The organism is Stenotrophomonas sp. DR822, from assembly GCF_019793815.1.
In the GTDB taxonomy this organism is placed as follows: Bacteria; Pseudomonadota; Gammaproteobacteria; order Xanthomonadales; family Xanthomonadaceae; genus Stenotrophomonas; species Stenotrophomonas indicatrix.
In genome coordinates this window covers 782,991-807,133 of record NZ_CP081826.1, presented here as the reverse complement: position 1 = coordinate 807,133, position 24,143 = coordinate 782,991, and the positions used below count along the sequence as shown (strand labels likewise).

Here is a 24,143-nt window from a genome sequence, read left to right as displayed (position 1 = left end):
TGTGGAGTGTGCGCTTCGGAGAGAATCCAAGGTGTCAGCGGAGCCGGAGCGGCGAAGATGGAAGCAGGATCGAGCGATGGCGGTGCCATGCCCTTGCCGTCGCGTTGGCGCAGCATGCTGCGTGATGCAGATATCGAGATGCAGGGCATCGGCGTGTCGCGCGCCGATGTAGCGCGGGTGCGACGTCAGGGGTTGCCGGATGCGTTCCTGAAATCGGAAGTGATCGATGCCTTCAGCGAACTGGAGGGCGAAATCCTGCGCCTGCGTTGGCTGCGGGCACAGGGACAGCCGGTGCCAACGGTGTTGGACACAACGGAGGAGGGCGGCCGGCGTTGGCTGCTGATGAGCGCGTTGCCCGGCCATGACCTGGCATCGTCGCCGACGCTGGCGCCCGCCCAGGTGGTCATGCTGCTGGCTGACGCGCTGCGCGCCCTGCATGCACTGCCGGTTGCCGGTTGTCCGTTCGATCATCGCCTTGCATCGCGCTTGCCGGAGGTCGCTGCGCGCGTTGCCGCAGGGTTGATCGATGCGGATGATTTCGACGATGAGCGCTTGGGCCAGAACGCCGAGCAGGTGCTTGCCGAGCTGATCGCAACGTGCCCGGCGGATGAGGATCTGGTGGTAGCGCACGGCGATGCATGCCTGCCGAATCTGATGGCGGTCAACGGCCGCTTCAGTGGTTTCATCGATTGTGGCCGGCTGGGTGTGGCTGATCGTTGCCAGGATCTGGCCTTGGCCGCACGCAGCCTGGTCCACAACTATGACGACACCCGCTGGGTTGCGCCCTTGCTGGCCCGCTATGGCATGGGTGCCGATGAACGCCGACTCGCGTTCTACCGCCTGCTGGACGAGTTCTTCTAGGTGCATGCAGGGTGCGCAGTTGCAGCAGGGCGCGGCAGGATCGGTCCTCAACAGCGGTTGAGGTCAAGCGCGACGGCCTGAATGGTGACTGGCCGACGGCTTGGATTCGGCTTTCAAATGGACGAACGTTCGTTCATTGTTTGCCGCATGAACCGCACCGACCGCAATGAGCAACGCGCTTCGCAGATCCTGCAGGCGGCCCTGCAGTGCTTTCTGTCCAAGGGCTTCCACCAGACCAGCATGCGCGACATCGCGCAGGCGGCCGGTGTCAGCCTGGGCAATCTCTACAACCACTTTCCCGGCAAGGAGGCGCTGATCCTGGCGACGGCCGAGGCCGAACAGGACGAACTGCAGCCGTTGCTGCAGCGGTTGGCGGGGTGCAATGGCGAACGTGCGCAGGTGCAGGGGCTCCTGCAGGACTTCCACGCCCTGTGCCGGCAACCGGAATGGGCGCTGCTGAGCGTGGAGGTGCTGGCCGAGAGCGCACGTAATCCGGCGGTGGCAGCGGCATTCGCTGGCAACCGCGCGCAGTTGCAGCGCGGCCTGGCCGAGGCGTTGCAGGAGGTCGCACGTCGTGAGCGCCGCCGGCCCGTGCTGGCGCCCGCGCTGCAGGCGCAGGTGCTGCTGGATGCGATCGAGAGCGATGCGCTGCGGCAGGGATTGGGCGAGGCGAGCGATGCCGACGTGCTTGATCCCTCTCTGTTGGCAGCACTGCTTGGGGCGCGTGCGTGAGCCCTGGCGATCGACGCCTGCACGGGCTGGACCTGGCGCGCTACCTCGCCCTGGCCGGCATGGTGCTGGTCAACTTCCGCCTGGCGATGGCCGTCGAGACCAACGGCGGCGGCTGGCTTGACGGATGCTTCCACCTGCTGGAAGGCAAGGCCTCGGCGACCTTCGTGACGCTGGCCGGGGTGGGCCTGATGCTGGCCTCGCAGCGACTGGCGTGGTGGCAGGCAAGCGTGCAGACCTGGCGGCGGGCCGTGTTCCTGGCCGTGCTCGGCCTGCTCAACCTGACCGTGTTTCCTGCCGATATCCTGCATTACTACGCGGTGTACTTCGCGCTGGCGGTGCTGTGGCTGCGCGCGTCGCCCCGTGTTCTGCTGGGCAGCATGGTGGCTTTGGCGATGGTCGGGTTCTGGGCCCTGCTGCGCTGGGACTACAGCCAGGGCTGGAACTGGCAGACGCTGGCTTACGAGGGGCTGTGGCAATGGCCGGGGGCGATGCGCAACCTGCTGTTCAATGGCTTCCATCCGGTGTTGCCGTGGCTGTGCTTCTTCCTGCTGGGCATGCTGCTGGCGCAGCTGCCGCTGTCGCAACCCCGGGTGCAGCGTGCCTTGCTGCTGCTCGGCCTGCTGCTGATGGGGGCCGGCCAGGTGTTGCAGCAGTGGGGTCATGGCACGCCGTGGCAGGTGTGGCTGGCGACACAGCCGATGCCGCCCGGCCCGGCCTATCTGCTGACCGGCGCAGGCGCGGCGTGTGCACTGATCGCAGCATGCCTGTGGTTGGTGCGGCTGCATCCTGGCGGTTGGCTGGAACCGTTCACTGCGGCCGGACGGATGACGCTGAGCCTGTACGTGGCGCACATCCTGATCGGCATGGGCGTGCTGGAATCGCTTGGACTGCTTGATGGCAGTGCCAGCCTGTCGTGGGTACTGATGGCTGCGTTGTTGTTCGTGATGCTGGCGACCGCGGCGGCCTGGTTGTGGTCGTGGCGGTTCGCGCGCGGTCCGTTGGAAGCAGTCATGCGACGCATTGCCGGCTAGTTCTTTTGTCGCAGGAGAGCGATGTTGTGACCAGTTTGCCTGTGCGGATGCAAGGCCATCTGCGATAGTAGGTGTCGTCACCAAAGCACGCCTGCATCCATGTCATTCGCTTCGGCGCAGCAGATCGTTGAAGTCCTGCAGCAGTCCTACGACATCAACGCGACGGCGGTGGTGCCGCGCCCGGTGGGCGCCGACGCCAACGCGTGCGTGTTTCGCATCGATGCCCGCCACGACCATTGGTGGTTGAAATGCCGCAACTTCCAGGTGGCGCCCGCGGTGTGGGACAGCCTGCATTGGCTGCGTGGCACCTTGGGCATCGGAGAGATTGTTGCGCCGTGGCCGGCCCTGAGCGGCGGCGCGTCGGTGCAGCGTTGGGGCCTGCAGTTCACGCTGTTCCCCTACATCGAAGGGCAGTCGGGCTTCGAGGCGCCGCTGAGCCGTGCGCAATGGCGCCAACTGGGCGAAGTGCTGCGTCGCCTGCATGAGGCCGAGATCCCGCCCGCGTTGCGCCAGGCCCTGCCGACGCTGCGGCTTGAAACCGCAGCGGTCGACACGGTGGGAACGTGGTTGCGCGATCCCTCGACGCTGGCGCAGGCGCAGGATCGATCCGGCGGTGCGTTCCTGGCGCTATGGCAGCAGCAGCGGTCGCGCATCGCCGAACTTCACCAGCGTGCCGAAGCGCTGCATCGCCAATTGCAGGGTGAGGCACCGGCGCTGCGCCTGTGCCACACCGACCTGCACGCGGGCAACCTGCTGATGGGGCAGGACGATGCACTGCACCTGATCGACTGGGACGGCCTGGCACTGGCCCCGCGCGAGCGCGACCTGATGTTTGTCGGCGCCGCGGTAGGTGGTCGCTGGGGGCGTGAGCATCCACTCGGCTTCGCCGAAGGCTATGGCAGCGACCTGGGCGATCCGCGCTGGATTGCGTGGTATCGGCACTGGCGCATCCTGCAGGACTTGATCGAATTCGAGCAGATGCTGCTGGGCCCCGGCGCGGCGCAGCGCTCGTTGCAGCAGCACCGGCAAGCACTGCATTACCTGGGCGAGCAGTTCGCGCCGGGCAATGTGTTCGATGCGGCCGAGCGCGCGTACCAGGTGCTGTAGGGGGGCCGGCCGGGCTGCGCCCGGCACCTGCAGAGGCCGAAGCAACTGCAACAGCCGAAGCAACAGCAACGGCAAAAGCGGGCATTCCGTGGGATCGCGGGGCGGGTCCGGTTGCGGGGGGCGTCGTGAATCCCCAGACCGGCCCAGCCGCTGGCGGCTGTGCGTTCGGGCGCTTGCGAAGCAGTGCTTCGCAATCAAAGCGCCCTCACCCATGGAGGCTCGGTCGCGCCTTGCTCGTGTGCGCTGTCCTGCGCACACGAGCAAGGCCGGGGTTGGGCGTCCTGCCCAACCCGCCCGAGGCATGCCTCGGGCCCATGGCGCTCACGCCCCCACAACCGGACCCACCCCGCCTTCGACAGATCTCCGTAATCTGTCGGGATGGCATGGCCTGCTCTTGGTGGCTGTCGACCTTGGTCGACACGGTAGATCCACGCCATGCGTGGATGCTCTTCGATCATTTGATCAATTGTCGAAATATTCGATTTCGATGGAGATTCATCCACGCATGGCGTGGATCTACCAGACACCGGGAAACTGTCAAAGGTGGGGCGGTGTCGGATTGCGGGGTGTCCGCGGCATGGATGCCGCGGCCAAGCCTACAAGGACGTACTTGCGGCGTCCCCGCCATCCGACACCGCCCCGCCATCCCACGGAACGCCCGCTGTTGCTTTTGCTGTTGAGGTTGCCGGCCAGCGGCCGGCACTACCACGGATGCCGGGCGCAGCCCGGCCGGAACCCTTACTCTGCCGGCTTGGCCGCTGCGCTCGCGGCGACGCTCGCTGCACGCCGTGAAAGCACTGCTTCGCGATGGGCGATGTAGGCGTTGGCGGCGAGGATGATGCCGGCGCCTATGATGGTCCAGCGATCCACCGTCTCGGCGAACAACAGCCAGCCACACAAGGTCACCAGCGGCAGTTGCAGGAAGCTGATCGGGGTCAGCGCGGAGACTTCGCCCAGGCGCAGTGCGCGTGTCCACAGCAACTGGCCGATGGTGCCCAGCACGCCGGTGGCCAGCAGCCAGAGCCAGGCGATGCCGGTGGGCCACACCCACACGAACAGGGCCGGTATCAGCGACAGCGGTACCCAGAACACGTAGGTGTAGAGCACCACGGTGTCGGCGCTGTCGATCCGGGTGAGCTGCTTGATCTGGATCGCCACCAGCGAGCTGAGCACGGCGGCGGCCACGGCGATCAGGCTGCCGGCCGTGAAGCCGGCCGTGCCCGGCCGCACGATCACCAGCACGCCGATGAAGCCGACCACCACCGCTGCCCAGCGCCGTACGCGTACCGTTTCGCCCAGCCACAGCACCGCCGCGATGGTGACGAACAACGGCGTGGAGTAGGACAGCGAAACGGCCTGTGCCAGGGGCAGGTGGCCCAATGCCCAGAACGCGCACAGCATCGAGCCCAGGCCGATCGCGCTGCGCAGGAAATAGCGCGGCAACTGCTGGGTCTTCAACGGTGCATGGCCGGGGCGCAGCAGCATCGGCAGCAGGGCGAGCAGGCCGAAGGCATTGCGGAAGAACGCCACTTCCTGGGTCGGCACGTAGCGGGTGGCGTAGCGGATCGCCACCGCCATCAGGCCGAAGGCCATGGTGCTGCCGAGCATCAGCAGCGCCGCCCGCAATGGGGTGGCGCTGGCGGGTAGGGCGGGTGTGCTCACCACTGTGCGCCGAGCAGGCGAGGCTCCGGTTCGATCGGCACGCCGAACTTCTCCAGTACCGAGGCGGAGATCCGCCGTGCCAGCGCCAGCAGTTCAGTGCCGGTGGCATTGCCGTGGTTGACCAGCACCAGCGCGTGGCTGGGCGCAACGCCGGCATCACCCTCGCGGAAGCCCTTCCAGCCACAGGATTCGATCATCCAGGCCGCCGAGACCTTGCGGCGGTCATCGCGGTCTGCCGGGAACACCGGCAGCTCGGGGAAGTGCTGCAGCAGCACCTCCACCTGTTCCAGCGGCAGCACCGGGTTCTTGAAGAAGCTGCCTGCGTTGCCCAGTACGTCGGGGTCGGGGAGCTTGCGGCGACGGATCGCGATCACCGCATTGGCCACGTCCACCGCGCTCGGCAGTTCCACGCCCTGTGCCTGCAGCTCTTCGCGGATGCCGGCGTAGCCCATGCGCAGGTCGTGCAGCAGCGGCAGTTTCAGTTCAATGGCGGTGATCAGGTAGCGGTCCGGCTGCTGCTTGAACACGCTGTCGCGGTAGGCGAAGCCACACTGTTCGTTGTCCAGCCGTACCCAGGTTTTTTCCTGGCAGTCCCAGGCCTCTACGGTCTGGATGAACTCGCCGACCTGCGCGCCATAGGCACCGATGTTCTGGATCGGCGATGCGCCGGCGGTGCCGGGAATCAGCGCCAGGTTTTCCAGGCCGGACAGGCCTTCCTGCAGCGACCACATCACCAGCCCGTGCCAGGACACGCCGGCGCCGGCGCGGATCACCGCATGGTCGGCACGGTGTTCGAGGAAACTGATTTCGCGGTTGCCGAACACCAGCACGGTGCCGGGAAGGTCCCCTGCGATCAGCACATTGCTGCCGCTGCCAAGCACCAGCAGCGGGCCATTGGCCACTTCCGGCAAGGCCAGAACCTCCGGCAGCAGCGCGGCGTCGTGCAGTTCCAGCAACTGCGCTGCGCTGGCCTGCACGTGGAACGTGTTCAGGGCCTGCAGTGGCGCGTTGTGGGTGAGGGTCCAGCGCAGCGGTGCTGCAGCGTTGTTGGTGTCGTCCATGGGCGTGCTCACAGGGGTGCCACCGCGCCGCGGCTGGGCGCCTCGCGTCGGCGGCGGATCGCCTCCACGCAGTCGGCGACCAATGCCGGGCCCTTGAAGATCAGGCCGCTGTAGCACTGCACCAGCGCCGCACCGGCGGCCATCTTGGCCACGGCGTCGGCACCGGACAGGATGCCGCCGACACCGACCAGCGGCACCGCTTCGGGCAGGCGTGCACGCAGGCGACGCAGTACCAGGGTGGACTGTTCCAGCACTGGTGCGCCGGACAGCCCGCCGGCTTCATTGGCCAGCGGATCGCCGGCAACCCGGCTGTGGTCGATGGTGGTGTTGGTGGCGATCACGCCGTCCACCTGCAGTTCGCCAAGTACGCGCGCGGCAGCGTCGATGTCACGCTCGCTGAGGTCCGGGGCCACCTTCACCAGCATCGGCACGCGCCGGCCATGCTGCGCGGCCAGTGCTTCCTGGCGCTCACGCAGCTGGCTGACCAGCTGCCGCAGCGCGGTCTCTTCCTGCAGCTCGCGCAGGCCGGCCGTGTTGGGCGAGGAAATGTTGACGGTGATGTAGTCGGCCAGCGGGTACACCTTGTCCATGCAGGCGATGTAGTCATCGGCGGCCTGTTCGTTGGGGGTGTCCTTGTTCTTGCCGATGTTGATGCCGAGCAGGCCGCGCCGGTTGCGCGCGCGTTCGACGTTGCGCACCAGCGCATCCACGCCGGCGTTGTTGAAGCCCATGCGGTTGATGATCGCGTTGTGCGCCGGCAGCCGGAACAGGCGCGGCTTGGGGTTGCCGGCCTGCGGTCGCGGCGTGATCGTGCCGATCTCCACGAAGCCGAAGCCCAGTGCGAACAGTGCATCGATGTGCTCGCCATTCTTGTCCAGGCCGGCAGCAAGGCCGACCGGATTGGGGAACGTCAGCCCGAACACCGTGCTGGGCATCGGCGCGATGCGTGCGGCCACCAGCGGCGTGGTGCCGGTGCGATAGGCCAGGTCCAGAGCGGACAGGCCGAGACCGTGGGCGCGTTCGGCGTCGAGCGAGAACAGGAAGGGGCGGGCAAGCGAATACATGCGTTGGTTTCAGTCCAGCGTGCCGAGGAAGGCTCGGGTTCGATATTCAAAAGCGACCTGGCCGTCGACCGCGTGGGCGGCGAACAGGTCCTGCAGCGCAGCCAGCATCGGCGCGTGGCGCGGATGGCCGGGCTGCGGCGCGTAGGAAGAAGACAGCAGGCGCCCGCGCAGGGCGTCCAGGTCCAGGTGCTGCACGTTCGGCAGCTGCACCATGCCGCGCAGGCCGGAGCCGAACCAGGCCTGCATGGTGGCGTCGTCCTGGTAGCGTTCGGCCACGGCGGTGTAGTCGGTGCCGTAGTCCAGCAGCAGTTGTTCGTAGCCGACCAGGAACGGGCTGGCATCGAGCAGGCGCGAATTCCAGTAGATCAGTGCCAGGCCGCCCGGGCGCAGGATGCGCTGCCACTCGGCGCGCACGGCCACGGTGTCGAACCAGTGGAAGGCCTGCGCGGCGCCGACCAGATCAACGCTGGCATCGGCCAGCCCGGTGGCCTCGGCGCGGCCATCGACGGCGGAGAACTGCGGATACTGCGGCGCCAGCCAGTGCTCGGCGGCGGCGCGCATCGCCGCGTTGGGTTCGACGGCGACCAGTGGATGGCCGGCGGCCAGGAACTGCCGGCTGGAGATGCCGGTGCCGGCGCCGATGTCAGCGACACGCGCGCTGGTTGCCACGGCCATGGAGCCATGCAGCCAGTCCATCAGGGCAGGCGGATAGTCCGGGCGGTAGCGGACATAGTCCGCGACGCGGCTGCTGAAGCGTTCAGTGCTGTCGGCGGAGGTCATCGTGCTTTCACCAGCGCAGTCCAGGTTTGGCGTCGGCGCCGGCGGCCACCATCGCGAAGATCAGGATGGCCACCAGGCCCACCGCAGCGAGGATGTTGAGCCAACCCATGATCAACCCGGCCAGGGCCATGCCATCGCCGTCCTGTTCGCCGGCGCGGCGGCGGATCTCGGCGCGGGCCAGGTGCCCGGTGATGATGGCAACAAGGGCAGCGACACCCGGCAGCACGGTCCAGCTGCAGATGCCCGCGATCAGGCTGACCACGGCCAGGGCGTTGCTCTGTCGGGGTGGCACGCTCATCGAGTCCTCCGTGGCAGTGCCGACATGATAGTGCGTCTGCCCCGGCAATCCCATGGTCCGGCCAATGCAAGGCTGCCAGGCAAGGTAGGCAGCCATCGGAGCCGAGCGCGGGGTGGCTTTGGCAGGCGTCGACCTTGGTCGACGAATGCGGCGCCAACCGAGGTTGGCCGCTACCGAGGGATCGGCGCTAGCCCATCAGCACCTGGCCGCCATCGACATTGAGCACGTGGCCGGTGATCCAGCGCGCCAGCGGCGAACACAGGAACAGCGCGGCATCGGCGATCTCGCGCGGCTGCCCGAAGCGGCCGAACGGAATCTTCGCCAGGGTGCCGTGGTACAGGGCGGGATCTTCGACACGACGTCGATCCCAGAGGCCATCGGCAAATTCGATCGAGCCCGGTGCGATGGCGTTGACCCGGATCCGGTCCGGTGCCAGCGCCAGGGCCTGCGACGTCGTGTAGTGCGACAGCGCGGCCTTGGCCGCCGCATACGGTGCGCCGCCGGGACGCGGTTGCTGCGCGGCGATTGAGGACAGGTTGAGGATGCAGGCGTCGGACGAGGCGCGCAGCAACGGCAGCGCAAGGCGCGAGGCGCGGACTGCCGCCATCAGGTCGATCTGCAGGCTGGCCGCCCAGCCGTCTTCGTCATCGGCCATGCCGTAGCCGGTGGCGTTGTTGACCAGCACATCGATGCCGCCGAGCGCGTCGGCAGCGGCGTGCAGCCAGGCGCCGATGCGGCCGAGGTCGCCCAGATCGGTGGCGAAGGTGTGCAGCTGCGTGCCCTGGGCCTGCGCATCGGCCTGCAGAGCCTCCAGCCCCGCCTGCCCGCGGGCGCAGGCCGAGACCTGCGCACCGGCGCGGGCGAAGGCCAGCGCCAGTTCGCGGCCGATGCCCTTGCTGCCACCGGCGATCAGCACCCGGCGGCCGTTGAAATCGAGGGTCGGAGCCCCTCCGGGGATCCGACCCTGAGTGGTCGGCACGGCATGGGTCGGATCCCCGGAGGGGCTCTGACCCATGTGCATGGCCGGACCGTTCGCCATCACAGGTCGAACTTGATGCCCTGGGCCAGCGGCAGCGAATCCGAATAGTTGATGGTGTTGGTCTGGCGGCGCATGTAGACCTTCCATGCATCCGAACCGGACTCGCGACCACCGCCGGTGTCCTTCTCGCCACCGAAGGCGCCACCGATTTCCGCGCCCGAGGTGCCGATGTTGACGTTGGCGATGCCGCAGTCCGAACCGGCCGCCGACAGGAAGCGCTCGGCGGTCTTCAGGTTGGTGGTGAAGATCGACGAGGACAGGCCCTGCGGCACGCCGTTCTGCATGTCGATGGCTTCCTCCAGCGTGCTGTACTTCATCACGTACAGGATCGGCGCGAAGGTCTCGTGCTGCACCACTTCATCGCTGTTCTTCAGGCCGGTGACGATGGCCGGCAGCACGAAGTTGCCGGGGCGGTCGATGCGCGTGCCGCCGGTTTCGATGGTGCCGCCGCTGGCCTTGGCCTTTTCGATGGAGGCCAGGAACTGCTGCACGGCACCGTCGCTGTTGAGCGGGCCCATCAGGTTGGCCGGGTCGGTCGGATCGCCGATCTTGCCTTCCACCTGCTTGTACGCCTTGACCAGCGTGGCCAGCACGTCGTCATGGATGGATTCGTGCACGATCAGGCGGCGGGTGGTGGTGCAGCGCTGGCCGGCGGTGCCGACCGCACCGAACACGATGCCGGGAATGGCCAGCTTCAGGTCGGCGGTTTCGTCGAGGATGATCGCGTTGTTGCCGCCCAGTTCCAGCAGGCAGCGGCCAAGGCGGTGGGCGACCTTCTCGGCGACCGTGCGGCCGACCTGGGTCGAGCCGGTGAAGCTGATCAGCGGCACGCGCTTGTCGGCCACCATCTTTTCCGACAGCGCGGTGCCGGCGTCGTTGATCAGGAAGAACAGGTCCGGGAAACCGGCATCGCGCAGTGCTTCATTGCAGATGCGCATCGAGGCGATGGCGGTCAGCGGGGTCTTGTTGGACGGCTTCCACAGGCAGATGTCGCCGCAGATCGTGGCCAGGAACGAGTTCCATGCCCACACCGCCACCGGGAAGTTGAACGCGCTGATGATGCCGACCAGGCCGAGCGGCTGGTACTGCTCGTACATGCGGTGGCCGGGGCGTTCGGAATGCATGGTGTAGCCGTACAGCATGCGGCTCTGGCCCACGGCGAAGTCGGCGATGTCGATCATCTCCTGCACTTCACCGTCGCCTTCGGGCTTGCTCTTGCCCATTTCCAGCGCGACCAGCGAACCGAGGGCGTCCTTGTTCCTGCGCAGCGCTTCGCCACACAGGCGCACGGCTTCACCGCGACGCGGAGCCGGCGTGGTGCGCCAGACCTTGAAGGCTTCCTGGGCACGCGCGATGACGGTTTCGTACTCGGCTTCGGTGGTGGCGCGGACCTGCGCGATCGGCTCGCCCGTGGTCGGATTGATCGGGGTGATCAGTTCACCACCGGTAGCGCTCGACCACTCCCCGTTGCCCAGGTAGGTGCCAGCGTTGATCGCGTCCAGACCAAGGGACTTGAGCAGCTCGGAAGACATGCAGACTCCTGTGTTTCGTTACGTTGTGTTTGGTGCCGTCGCGGGCAGGTGGGGGCGCGACGAACTGAGCCGCCGATGGTAGCAGAGCGTCCGGATTGGCCATGGTGCGCCGCGCCAGTGGTAGTGGCGTGGCAGATGAATGCTTGGAGGGCAGGGTGCGTTGCCTGTAAACTTGGCGGCTGCATGGCCCCGTAGCTCAGCTGGATAGAGCGTCCCCCTCCTAAGGGGAAGGTCGCCCGTTCGAATCGGGCCGGGGTCACCATCCACGTCGGGCGCATCGACGCGCGCCCGCAACAGCGCCGGCGCCATGGATTACGTCCTGCAGCCTGTCCAGCCTTCGCACTTTGCCGTTGTTGCCGGCTGGCTCGACTCACCTGGGGCGACCCTGCGCTGGGCAGGTCCCGGTGTTCCCTTTCCCTTGCCTGCCGAAGCCTTCGACGCTGCATTGGCGTTGCCTTCCCGTCCAGGCTGGACGCTGCAGGATGCAGACGGCACCTGCCTGGGCTTCGGCCAGTATTGGCAGACAACACCTGGCAACACGCACCTTGGGCGCATCATCGTGTCGCCGCAGGCGCGCGGCCGTGGCCTTGGCCGGGTGTTGATGACGGCACTGTGCGCCGAAGCCGTTCGCCGCACCGCATCGGTGCAGCTGACGTTGAAGGTCTATAGGGACAATCAGGCGGCCGTGGCGCTGTACCGCGACCTCGGCTTCGTCGCCAGCGAAGACGCCTCCACGCCTGAGCTGCTGTTCATGGCCCGCCGTACAGCCTGAGCGGGAAAGGGCAGGGCTCTGCACTCCCGCTGCACATCCTGTGCACGCGCTGCTGCAAGCGGACTCGGCAGTCTGGTGCCGTCCCCATCGGTTGCCTAGGAGCGCCCCCATGAATACCCCCGGCACCCCCAAGCCTTCCTGGCGCCAGCGCAACGTGCTGTTGACCGTCGCCGCCGTGCTGCTGGTGATCGTGCTGATCCTGCTCTTCGTGCCCTGGTAGAAGCCTGGCTGCCGCCAGGCGCGGCGCGATCCCCCTTCCACTTCAGCTCCCGCCGGTAGCCCATGGCCCGGCGGTTTTTCTGTGTGCGCCCCACGCCGGATGCATCGCGCCGGCTCCGAAAATGCGTGACGAATTGCCGGAAAGGGCGGTGCGGCTGCCGGATCCGTGCACGAGGCCCCCGGGGCCCGTTGCTACAACTGTGTTCGTGGGGCCGGCGCCAGATTTTGCAAACTTAAATGTGACCTACATCACACAATTGTTTGTATTGTGTTATCTTCGTCACAGTTTTGCGGACCTGACCAACAGGGTCCAGGGACGGTTGTAGTCGCCACGGAACCGGCAGATACGCATTCGTACGCGTCTCCAGGTCTGGCAGGAACCCTCCCCGGTACCCACTGAACAGCGGCTCCCCTGTGGGGCTGATGACGGGGAAAACCAACATGTGGCAGTCGACGACGTCGCGCATCAGCGCGGGCGGTGAATCCGTTCATCCTGAAAAAAGTGCACATCCCGGCCGGACCGGACGATGGCTGGCCGCCGGCCTGCTGTTGCTGCTGCTGTCGCTGGTGCTGCCATCGTCGGCCTGGGCTGCGGCCTACGCGACCGGCGGTACCAGCCCTTACCGCAACACGGTGCTGTGGCTGACCTGGGGTGGCGGCACGGACCTGGGCACTGCCGGGGTCACGCTCAACAATGGTGATACCTCGTCGATCTCGATGCCGGTGGCCGCGGGCATCAACCTCAGTGTCAGCTGCAGTCTGGCCAACATCAGTGGCGGCGGACTCCTGCAGAGTTATCGCCCGGGCAGCTTCAGCGGCGACAGCCTGGACGACCTGTACAACGTCGGTGGCACTGGCGGCGCGAATCAGCTGATCGCGGGCATCTCGCGCAGCACGGGCACCTCCTCTTTCGAAATCAACTGCGTCTCGACGCTGGGCGGTGCGCCGTATCGCCTGCGCGGCGTGGTGATGGCCGATGCCGAGTCGATCAACAACAGCGGCGAGTTCGTCGAAGCCAGTGCACTGGGCACCTGGAACGTGGTGGAGATGCGCAAGAACCTCGGCGCCGGCCCCTACAACGTCACCAAGTCCAGCAGCGGCGGCAACAGCGTCATCCGCTTCGGCCCGGGCAACGACAACAACACCGCTGCGGTCACCTTCCTCAATTTCGACAACGCCGCGCACGCGCCGGGCAACCTCGCGGTGAACATGGGCTTCTCGATGCGCGGCGGCGGCACCACCGCCATCGCCATCGGCCTGCTGGTGCCGTATGCCGACTTCGGTGATGCGCCGCAGAGCTATGGCGACGCCATGCATGTGGTGGACGATCTGCAGTTCCGCCCGGATGGCCTGCCGGTCAACGCCACCCCCACCAACATCAACACCGCAGGCTATACGCCGGGTGGCCTGGCACCGCCGCTGACCGATTTCCTCGGCACGGTGGGTCCGGATACCGAGCAGAAGAGCAGCTACAGCGCCGATGCCAAGGGCGATGACAATTTCCCTGCGGGCAATCCCAACGAAGAGAACGCCTGGCCAGCGAACTATCGCCTGACCGTGATGCAGGCCGGCACCCAGATCAGTCAGCCGGTTGCGTGCGTGGGCAGTGGCAGCGTGGCCGGCTGGATCGACTTCAACCGCAACGGCACGTTCGACCCGGGCGAGCGCAGCAACATCGCCGTCTGCAGTGGCGGCGGGGCCAACCTGAGCTGGACCGTGCCCGCGCAGGTCAGCGCGGGCACCAGCTATGTGCGCCTGCGCTATGCGACCAATGCGGCGCAGATCCAGCAGCCGACCGGCGTGGCCGACGACGGCGAAGTGGAAGACCACCTGATCACCATCACCGCACCCGCGCTGAAGGTGGTGAAGAGCAACAACGCCACCGGCGGCATCTGGAATTACGGACAGGCCGGCACCCAATACACGTTGACCGTCAGCAACACCAGCGACGTGCCGACCGGCAACCCGCCGAACGTGCCGGCAGGTTTGATCACCGTGCTTGACCCGTTGCCGGCGGGCATCGTGCCGAACTGGACCGGCACCCTCAGCAGTGGCAGCTGGAGCTGTACCGCAGGCGGCCAGGCGGTGACCTGCAGCAGCAACCAGGTGCTGTCGGCAGCTGGCACCGCCGGTGACAGCAGCAGCTTCACCCTGCCGGTGACCGTGTCCGCATCGGCACGCGGGCTGCTGCGCAACCATGCCAGCGTTGGCGGTGGCTACGATCCGTTCAATGGTGGCAATCCACCCGCTCCGGGCGAGGCCTGCACCGATACCAACCATTGCACCCGCAGCGATGTGACCGTTCCGGTTACACGGGTGAGCTATGCAAAGCGCTCCAACACCACCGGTCCGGTGGCGGTAGGGGCGACGGTGAGTTACACCGTCGATGTCACCATTGCCGACGGCAACAGCCGCGACGTTCTGACCCTGACCGATACCCTCGGCACCGGCCTGGATTTCGACAGCGTCACCACTGCCGGCGCCTTCACCTGCAATGCGGCCAATCCGCTGGTGTGCACGCTGCCAGCGGGCACCGCGCCGGGCACCTACAGCCTGACCTATGCGGCCACCGTCAACGCACAGGCCAGTGGCCAGGTGGTCAACACGGTGGTGGGCACCGGTACCGACACTCCCACCTGCAGCAGCAACTGCACCACCACCACGCCGGTGGCGGCGCCGCGCATCTCGGTGTCCAAGGCCAGCGCCACGGCCGGCCCGGTCGCAGTGGGCGACAGCGTTGCCTACACGGTGAGCGTGGTCGTGGCCGATGCGCGCACCACCGCTGCCGTCACATTGACCGATACCCTGGGCGCTGGCCTGGACTTCGGCAGCATGACCAATGCCGGCGGCTTCATCTGCGTGCCCGGCAATCCGCTGGTGTGCACGCTGCCCGCCGGCACCGTGCCCGGCAGCTACGCGTTCTCCTATACCGGCATCGTCAACGCACAGGCGGTTGGCCAGGTGCGCAATGCCGTAGTGCCGAGCGGTCCGGACAATCCCTCGTGTGTCGGCAGCTGTGATACCACCACGCCACTGGCCAGCCCGCAGGTGAGCTACGCCAAGCTGGCCTCCACCGGTGGACCGGTGCGGGTGGGCGACAGCATCGGCTACACGCTGAGCGTGACCGTTGCGCGTTCGCGCACCACCGATGTGGTCACCCTGACCGATACGCTGGGCAGCGGCCTGGACTTCAGCAGCGTGACCAGCGCGGGCATCTTCACCTGCAATGCCACCAATCCGCTGGTGTGCACGCTGCCTGCAGGGACGGTGCCGGGCACCTACAGCCTGAGCTATACCGCTACGGTCAATGCGCAGGCCAGTGGCACGGTACGCAATGCCGTGCTCGGCACCGGCACCGACACGCCCTCGTGCACGACCAACTGCGATACCACCACGCCGGTGGCGACGCCGGGCGTGAGCTATGCCAAGTCGGTGAACAGTGCCGGTCCCGTGTCGGTGGGTGACAGCCTGGCCTACACCTTGACCACGGTGGTGACCAACTCGCGCACCACCGACGTGGTGACGCTGACCGATACGCTGGGCAGCGGCCTCGATTTCGGCAGCGTGACCAGTGCCGGCGCCTACACCTGCAACGCGGCCAACCCGCTGGTGTGCACGTTGCCGCCCGGCACTGCGCCAGGCAGCTACAGCCTGTCGTACACCGCAGTGGTCAACGCCCAGGCCACCGGCCAAGTGACCAACGCGGTGCTCGGCAGCGGTGGCGACAACCCGAGCTGCACCGTCAACTGCGATACCACCACTCCGGTGGCGGGCAGCCAGATCGACTATCGCAAGACCTCGGCCGCGGCCGGCTCGGTCAAGGTGGGTGACAGCATCGCCTACACCCTGACCGCCGTGGTCAGCCGCTCGCGCACGACCGCTGTATTCAGCCTCACCGACACCCTGGGGCAGGGCCTGGACTTCGGCACGGTCACCGCCACCACCGGCTTCACCTGCAATGCCGCCAACCCGCTGGTGTGCACGTTGCCGGCCGCCACCGCACCTGGCACCTACACGGTGAACTACACCGCGATTGTCAACGCGCAGGCCAGGGGCAGCGTCAGCAACGCCGTACTGGGCAATGGCATCGGTACCAAAACCTGCACCACCGACTGCAGCACCAGTACCCCGGTGCTGGCGGCGACGGTCACCTACCGCAAGTCTTCCAGCACGGCGTCGCCTGTCAATATCGGCGATGCGGTGGACTACAGCGTCGAGGTGGTGGTCGCCAACTCGCAGACCACCGATGTGCTCACCCTGACCGATACCTTGGGCGCAGGCCTGGATCTGCAGTCGGTGACCCAGCCGGGCGCCTTCACCTGCAATGCCAGCAATCCGTTGGTATGCACGCTGCCGGCAGGTACCGCACCCGGCACCTATACGCTGGGTTACCGCGCGCAGGTCAACGCGCAGTCCAGTGGCAGCGTCCGCAACGCGGTGCTGGGCAGTGGCGGCGATACCCCCACCTGCACGGGAACCTGCACCACCGAACACGTGCTGGCCGAGCCGCGCGTGGTGCTGGAAAAACTGTCCGGCCCTGCAAGTGGCAGTGAAGTGCGTCCGGGTGACCGGTTGCGCTACACCCTGCGGGCCACGGTCGAGCGCGCTTCGCTGCGCCAGCCGTTGCAGCTGCTGGATACGCCCGATGCGGGCCTGAGCGTGGACACGCTGCCGGCAGGCTGCGTGCAGCAGGGCACCGACATCGTCTGCACCCTGCCGGCCGGTACGCCGGTGGGCCAGCACGACTTCGTCTACCAGGCCATCGTCAACCAGGAGGCGCGCACGGAGGTGCTCAACCGCCTGCGCGGCCAGTATCCGGATGGATCGCCACCACCGGAATGCACCACCTGCGAAACGCGGCACAAGGTGATCTCGGACTTCGCGCTGCGCATCACCAAGAGCGCCAACCCGCGGCTGGTGAAGGTCGGCGACCTGGTGCGCTACCAGCTGGTGGTCGAGAACGTCGGCAGCAGCCATTGGCGCGACGGTGTGGTGGTCGATACGCCGCCGCCGGGCTTCAGCTATGTGGACGGCTCGATGCGCGTGGCCGACGACGACGGCGCGTTCTCGCTGGGCGGCAGCCAGACCCCGCTGCGCATCGGCGCGGTCGACATCGCCGTGGGCCGTAGTGCCACCATTACCTACCTGTTGCGGGTGGGCGCGGGCGTGCGTGCCGGCAACCACATCAACCAGGCCGTGGCCACCGCTGACGATGGCACGCCGCTGTCGAATGTGGCGACCGCTGAAGTACGCATGGATGCCGACCCGCTGCTGGAAGACAGCCTGGTGTTCGGCACCGTGTTCGATGACCGCGACGGCGACGGCTGGCAGGACAGTGCAGAACTGACCGGGGTTCGCGTGCAGGGCGGTTTCGCGCCCGCCGCTTACGTGCCGGGTTCGACCACGCTGGATCGTGGCGATGGACCGCAGCCGTTGGCCGATGCCAGCGCGCCCCTGCTGCATGGCGTGCAGGTGGGCGTGGTACACGGCCTGGCGTCTACGTCGGACACGGTCGAGAGCCATCAGGTGGTGATCCGCCAGCGCCTGCGCGAACTGTCCTTCACCGATGATTTCGTGCTGGACAGCGCCCAGGGCCATCGCCTGCAGCTGGATGCGCAGGGTGTGGCAACCGTGCAGCGCAGTGGCGAGGCGGCCAAGGGCCTGACCGCAGCCGAGCCGGTCGTGCATCGCGAGATCGCGCGCGTGGCCGAAGGCTATGAAGTGGCCTACGTGATCCGCAACAGCGGCATCCAGGAGCAGGGCATTCCCGGCGTGCGCCTGGCCACCGTGGAGGGCCTGCTGATCGAAACCGATCCGTTCGGTCGATACCACCTGGCCGATGTGCACGGCGGCGATGCGCGGTTGGGCCGCAACTTCATCGTCAAGCTGGACCCGGCAACGGTGCCGGCGGGTTTCGGGCTGACCACCGAGAATCCGTTGCTGCGTCGGGTTACCCAGGGCGTGCCCACCCGCTTCAGCTTCGGCGTGCGCCTGCCGCCGTCGCCGCAGGCGTCCGCCGAGCGCGCCGAACTGGCGTTGGGCGAAGTGTTGTTCGCCCCGGGCAGCAGCGAGCTGCGTGCCAGCTATCGTCCGGTGCTGGCGAAGATGGCCGAGGTGGTCGATCGCTACCAGGGCGGTGACGTGGTGATTGCCGCCAACGGTGAAAGCCAGGCATTGGCCTTCGCCCGTGCGGTGGCCGTGCGTGATGCGCTGCAGGCCGAAGTGGCTGAAGGTTCGCGCGCTGGCCTGACGGTGCAGCTGCGTACCGACGTACGCGATCCGCACTCGCTGGTCGCTGGTGTTGATGCCGGCGGCGCGCTGCTCGGCAACGTGCTGTTCGACACCGACAAGGCGGTGATCGGCGAGGAGTTCAAGCCGCTGCTGGCTGCCATCGCCGCGCGCCTGGAGCAGATGGGGGGAGGCCAGGTCAGCCTGGTCGGCCATACCGATGTGCGTGGCAGCCACGCCTACAACCAGGCGTTAGGCCTGCGCCGTGCCAATGCCGTGTTCGAAGCGCTGCGCGTGCAGCTCAGCCCTGCCGTGCGGCAACGCCTGCGCGTGCGCAACGAGGAGACCGCCGCCACCCGCGCGGCGGCCCACCAACAGGAGGCCCGCCGATGAGCGCCCATCACTCTGTCGTCCGGCGTCCCGCCCGCCTGCACCGCGCTGCGTTGTACCAGGCACTGCTGCTGGGCCTGGCAGCAACGGCGCAGGCCGCGCCGCCGCCGGCCAACGACGCGTCCATCGGTGGCGCACCCATCCACTGCGAGGGCAACCAGTGCAGCGCCGAGGGCGACCTGCTGTTCACCCTGCGCTCGCGCAGCTTCGATGAGCCGGTGACCGAAGGCACGTCGACGCGCTCGTCATCGCAGGCACTGCAGCCGGACCGGCGCGTAAGCGTGGCGCTGGACGAGCCGGGCAAGGCGACCGTCCGCGGTGAATTCATGATCCGCCTGCCGGAAGGTGGCGCGATCTGGGCCACCGAAGACCCGGCCATGGGCCAGCCCGAGCTGTCGATCTCGGCGCCGGGCATGGTGGCGTTCGACCAGGGCCGCATCGTGCGTCCGGTCGAATTCTTCGTACGTGGCAACTACACCGCGTTCATCAGACGTCTGGAGGTCAGCCTCTACCGCGGCAGCGACAGTGACAGGGTCGCGCCATTGGCGACCTTTGAGCTGCCTGTGGCTGCGGTCGGGCAGGGCAGTTGGGACGGTGCGCTGCCGGCGTCCACGCCGCTGCGTCGTGGCGACCGCCTGGTCTATGTGCTGCGCGCGTACGATGCCGAGGGCAATGTCGATGAGACCTCGGCGCAGTCCATGCAGCTGGTGACGCTGGCCGAAGTGGAGCGTGGCAACCAGCAGTTGCGTGATGCGCTGGAAGATCGGCGCGGCACGGCCGTCGATGCCAACCAGGCCGCTTCGTTGTCGCTGCTGGAGCAGGTGTTCGACAGCAACGGTCTTCGCCAGCAGAACATCCCGGTGTACGGCTCGCGCGTGCGCCTGCGGGGCCGTGACCTGCCGCTTGGCGCGGCACTGAAGATCAATGGCGAAAGCTACCCGCTGGACCAGGACCGCAAATTCGCCGCCGAGTACCTGATGCCGATCGGCCACCACGTGTTCGACGTTCGGGTCGAGCGGCCCGACGCGCCGGCGATCGCACGCACGCTGGAGGTGGATGTCAGCGGCAGCTATCTGTTCGGTGTGGGCCTGGCCGATGTCACGGTGTACCAGAACAAGGCCAGTGGTGCGGGCCGCGATATCGCCCGTGGCGAGCGCGATGACGATGTGCTCAGCGACGGGCGGCTGGCGTTCTATCTGAAGGCCAAGGCGCGTGGCCGCTACCTGCTGACGGCGCAGGCCGATACCCAGAACCGGCCGCTGGACGAACTGTTCACCGGTTTCACCACGGCCGATCCGCAGGACCTGTTCCGCAGCCTGGACCCTGACCTGTATTACCCCACCTATGGCGACGATTCGCTGACCCAGCGCGACGTCGACAGCATGGGCCGCTTCTACCTGCGCATGGACTGGGACAAGAACCAGGCGCTGTGGGGCAACTACAACACCGGGCTGAGCGGCACCGAGTACGCCCAGTACGTGCGTTCGCTGTACGGTGCGGCGGTGTCTTGGCGCTCACGCGGCGCCAATGCGTGGGGCGATGCGCAGACCGAACTGCGTCTGTTCGGATCGCAGGCCGAAACAGCACCTGGGCACAGCGAGTTCATCGGCACCGGTGGCAGCCTGTATTACCTGCGCCACGCCAGTATCCTGCGCGGCTCGGACCAGGTGGTGCTGGAGATCCGTGACCGCACCACCGGCCGCGTCGAACAGCGGGTGTCGCTGGTGCGCGGTGCCGATTACGAGATCGACGCGCTGCAGGGGCGCATCCTGCTGACGCGGCCGTTGGCCCAGGTCAGCCGCGAGAACCTGCGCCGGATCAGCCGCGACGTGCCGCTGGATGGCTACGAGCAGCGCCTGATCGTCGACTACGAATGGGTACCGACCGGCTTCGACAATGACGACATCACCGCTGGCGTGCGTGGCAAGCACTGGTTCGGCGATCACGTGGCGGTGGGCGCCACCTATGTGGACGAACAGCGCGCTGGGCAGGACTATTCGCTGCGCGGTGCGGACCTGACCCTGCAGGCCGGGCGTGGTACCTACCTGAAGGTCGAGCACAGCCGCAGCGAGGCGACCAGTGCGCCGGTGTTCTTCTCCGACAACGGTGGCCTGAGCTTCACCCGCCTCAACCCCGAGGGGCCGCGCGAAGGCGAGGCGACCGCGGTGGAGGCACGGGTGAACCTGCGCGAGCTGGGCTGGACCCAGCGCGACTGGAGCGCTGGCGCCTGGTGGCGGCAGGTCGAGGGAGGCTATTCGGTGGGCCGCTTCGACACCGGCCAGCGCGTGCGCGAACAGGGCGCCGAACTGATGGGCTACGTGACCGACGATTTCAGCCTGTATGCGCGTTACAGCGAAGCGCGGCGTGGCACTGAGGCGTTGATCCAGGCCCAGGCCACCGCCGAATGGCGGATCGGCGACAACGAGCGCGTGTCGGCCGAGCTGCGCCGGGTGCAGGAGGACCGCGGCATCGGCAGCAACGCCGGTGTGCTGGCGGCAGCGCGCTATACCCATCGCGTCGGCACAGCGCTGGACATCTATGGCGGCGGCCAGCTGACCGTCGATGACGATCATGGCCGCTACGCGGACAATGATGCGGTGGTCGCCGGTGGCACCTGGACCTTCGCCAACCTGTCCACGATCGGCGCGGAGGTGAGCGATGGTGATCGGGGCAGTGCCGCGCAGGTCAATGCCGAGTACAAGCTGACCCCGCAGCACAGCTTCTATGGTGCGTTCACCCAGTCCACCGACCGCAGTGAATACGACCCGCTGTTCAGCCCGAATGCGCAGGATGGCTGGACGCTGGGCCAGCGCTGGCGCCTGTCCGACCAGGTCAACGTGTTCAACGAGAGCCAGTTCCTCAAGTCCGGCCAGGAATCCGGCCTGGCCAACACCTTCGGCATGGATTTCTATCCGGCGGTGGGCTGGAACGCGGGCTTCACCCTCAGCGACGGCAAGCTGGATGCGAGCAGTGGCCAGGTCGACCGCAAGGCCGTCAGCCTGTCCGGCGGCCGCACGTCGCCGGGTACCGAGTGGCAGAGCAAGCTGGAGTGGCGTCGCGACACCGGTGCCGAGCGCCGCACGCAATGGGTCAGCACCAACCGCCTCAGCCACCGTCTCAATGACAGCTGGCGGATCGCTGCGCGGTTCAACTACGCCGACACCGACGATGCGATCAACCCGGTGGCCGGCGCCCGCTTCATCGAGGGCAATCTCGGCTTTGCCTACCGCCCCTGGGACAATGACCGCTGGGCGCTGTTCGGCCGCTACAGCTATCTGTACGACCTGTCGACGATGGGCCAGGTCAACGGCGTGGACTACGACCAGCGTACCCAGGTGTTGTCGCTGGAAGGCGTGTACCGCATCGACCAGCGCTGGGAAGTGGCGGCCAAGCTGGCCCGCCGCGAAGGCGAGGTGCGCTATGGCCGGGGCACCGGTCCGTGGTTCGATTCAGCCACGAACTTCGGTGCAGCACAGCTGCGCTATGACCTGTACTACCAATGGCACGGCCTGCTGGAGTACCGCCTGCTGGACGTGCGGGATGGCGGTCGCCGGCAGGGTTGGCTGGCCGGCGTGGACCGCGATGTCGGTCGCAACTTCCGGGTTGGCGTGGGCTACAACTTCACCGATTTCAGTGACGACCTGACGAGGTTCGACTACACCCACCGCGGCTGGTACCTGAACCTGGTGGGTCGCTATTGAGGACCGGGCAACGCCAGGCCATGCCTGGCGGGCCCACAGGGGTCGATACCCGGTAGTGCCAGGCCATGCCTGGCAAGGCGGCGGCGACTCACGCCTGCCTGAGCAGCTCCACCAGCTGCCGCAGGCGGTAAGGCTTGGGCAGGAATTCCACCTGCTCGGGCAGCGGCGGCAACTGCGAGCGCGCGTAGCCGGAGGAAAGGATCATCCGCGCCTGCGGCTGGTCGCGTGCCACGTGCTCGCTCAGCTCGATGCCCGACATGCCGTTGGGCATGCTGATGTCACTGAACACCACGTCGAAACGCGTATCGCCCTGCAGCAGCGCGACCGCTTCCTGCGCATCGGCCGTGGTAGCCACGTCGATGCCGAAGTCGCGCAGGGCCAGGCCGATCATTTCGCGCAGATCGGTCTGGTCCTCCACCATCAGTACGCGGATCGGATCATCGGTCATGGGTTGGGTTCCTCTGTGGCGGGTAGCAGCAGGCTGACCGTGGTGCCAACACCGGGCGTGGTGGACACGTCTACGAAGCCGCCGCTCTGGGTGGTGAATCCGAACACCTGGCTCAGGCCCAGGCCGCTGCCCTTGCCGATGTCCTTGGTGGTGAAGAAAGGTTCGGTCGCGCGCTCGGCGATGTCCGGGGCCATGCCGTGGCCCTCATCGCAGACGCTCAACGTTACATAGGTCCGTTGCCGGGATGTGTCGGAGTCGGGGTCCATGCGGTGTTCCAGCGCGGTGGCGATCAATACCCGACCGCCACCAACGGTGGCGTCCGCAGCGTTGCCGACCAGATTGGCCAGTGCTGTCTGCAGCTGCACGGTATCGCTGAGTATCGCAGGCAACCCGCCGGCCAGTGCGGTTTCCAGGGTGACGCCGGCAGGGCAGGCGGCCTGCAGTGCCGGCAGCCACTCGCGGATGCGCGCATTGATGTCCAGCGTTTCGCGGATGAGGGTCTGCCCGGTGCTGAAGGCCAGCAGCTGGCGGGTCAGCAGCGCGCCACGATCGCTGGCCGCCTGCGCGGTGGTCAGCAGGGCGTTGGCACGCTCGTCATCGCCCATCCGCGCGGACAGCAGGTCCAGCGCATTGACGATGGTGGTCAGCAGGTTGTTGAACTCATGGGCAAGGCCGCGGCTGAGCTGGCCGACCGTCTCGAACTGCTGGGTCTGGCGCAGCGCCCGCTGCGCATCGCGCAGCAGCCGTTGCGCCTGCCACTGTTCGGTGATGTCACGGGTGATCTTGACGAAGCCCACCAGCTCGCCGCTCTCGACCACCGACTCGATGACCACGCTGGCACGGAACGGAGACCCATCCCGGCGCACCCGCCAACCCTCGGCGGCATGTTGCCCGCATTCCGCAGCCAGCCGCAGCAGGCGCTGCGGCTCTCCAGCATCGCGATCGACCGGCAGGTAGAAGCGGCCGAAGTGGGTGCCGATGACTTCTTCCGACCGATAGCCCTTGATGCGTTCGGCGCCGGGGTTCCAGCTGCAGACGATGCCATCGGGATCGAGCAGGTACAGCGCATGGTCGCGCACGCTGTCGATCAGCAATCGCAGCTGTCGGGTAGGGTCCGTCAACACGGACGGCGTCGAAGCGGCAGCGACCACGATGAAATGCGTATTACCTCTGTCAGGCACGAGAACGTAGGCAGTGCAGTGTGAAGAGGGCGTGCAT

The 24,143-nt window shown here is 67.2% G+C and carries 16 protein-coding genes and 1 tRNA gene; 8 read left to right on the top strand and 9 right to left on the bottom strand.

All coding sequences use genetic code 11. The annotated features are described in order from the left end of the window. The first annotated feature begins 57 nt into the window (after positions 1 to 57). The 4 genes from K5K93_RS03635 (at position 58) to K5K93_RS03620 (ending at position 3,731) form a co-directional block, all read left to right on the top strand. Entirely contained in the window at positions 58 to 861 is an 804-nt protein-coding gene (locus tag K5K93_RS03635) for an APH(3')-II family aminoglycoside O-phosphotransferase (protein WP_222389820.1), read from the top strand. Positions 862 to 1,008: 147 nt separating this feature from the next. Further along, on the top strand, positions 1,009 to 1,593 hold the full coding sequence (locus K5K93_RS03630) for a TetR/AcrR family transcriptional regulator (protein ID WP_222389819.1): 585 nt from the start codon (positions 1,009 to 1,011) through the stop codon (positions 1,591 to 1,593). Continuing rightward, on the top strand, positions 1,590 to 2,624 hold the full coding sequence (locus tag K5K93_RS03625; RefSeq protein ID WP_222389818.1) for a DUF418 domain-containing protein: 1,035 nt from the start codon (positions 1,590 to 1,592) through the stop codon (positions 2,622 to 2,624). The genes K5K93_RS03630 and K5K93_RS03625 overlap by 4 nt, the downstream gene beginning before the upstream one ends. 99 nt (positions 2,625 to 2,723) lie before the next feature. Then, a complete protein-coding gene (locus K5K93_RS03620; protein WP_093819729.1) occupies positions 2,724 to 3,731 on the top strand; it encodes an aminoglycoside phosphotransferase family protein in 1,008 nt (335 codons plus the stop codon). Between the two features lie 738 nt (positions 3,732 to 4,469). On the opposite strand, the gene K5K93_RS03615 is transcribed toward K5K93_RS03620, so the two are convergent. The 7 genes from K5K93_RS03615 to K5K93_RS03585 form a co-directional block, all read right to left on the bottom strand. Continuing rightward, complete coding sequence (locus tag K5K93_RS03615; protein ID WP_177177057.1) at positions 4,470 to 5,339, bottom strand: DMT family transporter; 870 nt, start codon at positions 5,337 to 5,339, stop codon at positions 4,470 to 4,472. A gap of 50 nt (positions 5,340 to 5,389) precedes the next feature. Next, positions 5,390 to 6,454, bottom strand: coding sequence for a UDP-N-acetylmuramate dehydrogenase (gene murB / locus K5K93_RS03610; protein ID WP_222389817.1), 1,065 nt, complete (start codon positions 6,452 to 6,454; stop codon positions 5,390 to 5,392). An 8-nt stretch (positions 6,455 to 6,462) separates the two neighbouring features. Continuing rightward, the gene (locus tag K5K93_RS03605; RefSeq protein ID WP_222389816.1) at positions 6,463 to 7,518 is read right to left on the bottom strand and encodes a quinone-dependent dihydroorotate dehydrogenase; all 1,056 of its coding nucleotides are present in this window, start codon (positions 7,516 to 7,518) and stop codon (positions 6,463 to 6,465) included. A gap of 9 nt (positions 7,519 to 7,527) precedes the next feature. Next, positions 7,528 to 8,298, bottom strand: a complete 771-nt coding sequence (locus K5K93_RS03600) for a class I SAM-dependent methyltransferase (protein ID WP_099783791.1) — start codon at positions 8,296 to 8,298, stop codon at positions 7,528 to 7,530. A 7-nt stretch (positions 8,299 to 8,305) separates the two neighbouring features. Beyond that, positions 8,306 to 8,596 (bottom strand): DUF4190 domain-containing protein, encoded by a 291-nt coding sequence (locus K5K93_RS03595; protein WP_025874887.1) that lies wholly within the window; start codon positions 8,594 to 8,596, stop codon positions 8,306 to 8,308. 187 nt (positions 8,597 to 8,783) lie between these two features. Then, a complete protein-coding gene (locus K5K93_RS03590) occupies positions 8,784 to 9,635 on the bottom strand; it encodes an SDR family oxidoreductase (protein WP_222389815.1) in 852 nt (283 codons plus the stop codon). Continuing rightward, a complete protein-coding gene (locus tag K5K93_RS03585) occupies positions 9,635 to 11,167 on the bottom strand; it encodes an aldehyde dehydrogenase family protein (RefSeq protein ID WP_140226610.1) in 1,533 nt (510 codons plus the stop codon). Before K5K93_RS03585 ends, K5K93_RS03590 begins: the two co-directional genes overlap by 1 nt. Before the next feature lie 185 nt (positions 11,168 to 11,352). On the opposite strand from K5K93_RS03585, the gene K5K93_RS03580 reads away from it, so the two are divergent. The 4 genes from K5K93_RS03580 to K5K93_RS03565 all read left to right on the top strand — a co-directional run bounded on the left by K5K93_RS03580 (position 11,353) and on the right by K5K93_RS03565 (position 22,477). Further along, positions 11,353 to 11,429: transfer RNA gene (locus K5K93_RS03580), tRNA-Arg, on the top strand. Between the two features lie 45 nt (positions 11,430 to 11,474). Next, entirely contained in the window at positions 11,475 to 11,939 is a 465-nt protein-coding gene (locus K5K93_RS03575) for a GNAT family N-acetyltransferase (RefSeq protein ID WP_222389813.1), read from the top strand. A 642-nt stretch (positions 11,940 to 12,581) separates the two neighbouring features. Then, positions 12,582 to 18,779, top strand: a complete 6,198-nt coding sequence (locus K5K93_RS03570) for a CshA/CshB family fibrillar adhesin-related protein (RefSeq protein WP_261311915.1) — start codon at positions 12,582 to 12,584, stop codon at positions 18,777 to 18,779. Further along, positions 18,776 to 22,477, top strand: coding sequence for a hypothetical protein (locus K5K93_RS03565; RefSeq protein WP_222389812.1), 3,702 nt, complete (start codon positions 18,776 to 18,778; stop codon positions 22,475 to 22,477). The genes K5K93_RS03570 and K5K93_RS03565 overlap by 4 nt, the downstream gene beginning before the upstream one ends. Positions 22,478 to 22,565: 88 nt before the next feature. Here the strand turns inward: K5K93_RS03565 and K5K93_RS03560 are convergent, their stop codons facing one another. Continuing rightward, positions 22,566 to 22,925 carry a response regulator gene (locus K5K93_RS03560; RefSeq protein WP_025874874.1) on the bottom strand — a complete coding sequence of 120 codons (360 nt, stop codon included), beginning with the start codon at positions 22,923 to 22,925 and terminating at the stop codon, positions 22,566 to 22,568. Beyond that, complete coding sequence (locus K5K93_RS03555; RefSeq protein ID WP_222389809.1) at positions 22,922 to 24,049, bottom strand: PAS domain-containing sensor histidine kinase; 1,128 nt, start codon at positions 24,047 to 24,049, stop codon at positions 22,922 to 22,924. Before K5K93_RS03555 ends, K5K93_RS03560 begins: the two co-directional genes overlap by 4 nt. Between the last annotated feature and the right edge of the window lie 94 nt (positions 24,050 to 24,143).

Coding starts and splice junctions, on each gene's coding strand:
- K5K93_RS03565 (WP_222389812.1), top strand. CDS start 18,776: ATGAGCGCCCATCACTCTGTCGTCCGGCGTCCCGCCCGCCTGCACCGC.
- K5K93_RS03570 (WP_261311915.1), top strand. CDS start 12,582: ATGACGGGGAAAACCAACATGTGGCAGTCGACGACGTCGCGCATCAGC.
- K5K93_RS03620 (WP_093819729.1), top strand. CDS start 2,724: ATGTCATTCGCTTCGGCGCAGCAGATCGTTGAAGTCCTGCAGCAGTCC.
- K5K93_RS03600 (WP_099783791.1), bottom strand. CDS start 8,298: ATGACCTCCGCCGACAGCACTGAACGCTTCAGCAGCCGCGTCGCGGAC.
- K5K93_RS03575 (WP_222389813.1), top strand. CDS start 11,475: ATGGATTACGTCCTGCAGCCTGTCCAGCCTTCGCACTTTGCCGTTGTT.
- K5K93_RS03585 (WP_140226610.1), bottom strand. CDS start 11,167: ATGTCTTCCGAGCTGCTCAAGTCCCTTGGTCTGGACGCGATCAACGCT.
- K5K93_RS03560 (WP_025874874.1), bottom strand. CDS start 22,925: ATGACCGATGATCCGATCCGCGTACTGATGGTGGAGGACCAGACCGAT.
- K5K93_RS03605 (WP_222389816.1), bottom strand. CDS start 7,518: ATGTATTCGCTTGCCCGCCCCTTCCTGTTCTCGCTCGACGCCGAACGC.
- K5K93_RS03630 (WP_222389819.1), top strand. CDS start 1,009: ATGAACCGCACCGACCGCAATGAGCAACGCGCTTCGCAGATCCTGCAG.
- K5K93_RS03590 (WP_222389815.1), bottom strand. CDS start 9,635: ATGGCGAACGGTCCGGCCATGCACATGGGTCAGAGCCCCTCCGGGGAT.
- K5K93_RS03615 (WP_177177057.1), bottom strand. CDS start 5,339: ATGCTCGGCAGCACCATGGCCTTCGGCCTGATGGCGGTGGCGATCCGC.
- K5K93_RS03635 (WP_222389820.1), top strand. CDS start 58: ATGGAAGCAGGATCGAGCGATGGCGGTGCCATGCCCTTGCCGTCGCGT.
- murB (WP_222389817.1), bottom strand. CDS start 6,454: ATGGACGACACCAACAACGCTGCAGCACCGCTGCGCTGGACCCTCACC.
- K5K93_RS03595 (WP_025874887.1), bottom strand. CDS start 8,596: ATGAGCGTGCCACCCCGACAGAGCAACGCCCTGGCCGTGGTCAGCCTG.